This is a genomic window from Oleiphilus sp. HI0117 (genome assembly GCF_001635235.1).
Map to the genome: position 1 here is coordinate 1 of NZ_LWGA01001305.1, position 752 is coordinate 752.

2 pseudogenes are annotated in these 752 nt (G+C 48.7%); both read left to right on the plus strand.

The features are described from left to right. Positions 1 to 400 (plus strand): annotated as a pseudogene (locus A3757_RS22630) (hypothetical protein); the annotation flags it as partial. A 12-nt stretch (positions 401 to 412) separates the two neighbouring features. Then, a pseudogene (locus tag A3757_RS22635) lies at positions 413 to 752 on the plus strand (LamG domain-containing protein); the annotation flags it as partial.

The following is a 752-nucleotide window of genomic DNA, read 5'->3' on the forward strand; positions in this document are numbered from 1 at the left end:
CCAAATGGTCTATAACCAGGAAGGCATGACCGATGCGAGCACTGGCAGCCGCGTACAAGCAAAGTATCACATCAACGCTAACAACTTTGAGTTTGGCTATATCACGCCAGATGACAGCTGGGAAAATTACTGGCGCTCAGGAAGAAACCAGTTACTGGGATGGGATTCCACCCTCCCCGGCTCTGGAAATGGCGCTGCATCCATGGCACAAGAACTTGCACATTCCGAAGCCTTTGCCGAATGCCAAGTGAAAAAAGTTTTCCAGAATGTCTGCCTAAGAGAACCATCAGACGCTGCTGACCGAGCTGAAGTTGCATCAATGGTCACATCATTCAAAAACAGTGGATATCAACTCAAAAGAGTCTTTGCAGATTCAGCCACCTACTGCATGGGCGAATAGGAGGATATGACAATGAAAGCAACTAATACCTTAAAAAGCATTTGTTTATCACTCCTTGCCCTAATTCTACTTAGCGCCTGCGGTACTGACAGCGGCCAGGAAAATACCGACAACCCTAACACTAACCAAAACACCAGTACCGATGAGTATCTAGGCCCTGCGCCAGAAACTGACGATGCGCTAAAGTTTCAGACCGAGTTTTGGGAAAATATCGTTACTGAAAACCGCTGCGGCGCTTGCCACGGTGCTGATGGTCAGTCCCCTAAATTCGCACGCTTCGACGACGTTAACCTGGCACTTGCTGATGCCAGTAGCTTGATCGATCGAGATGACCCGGCAGAATCGGCTCTTA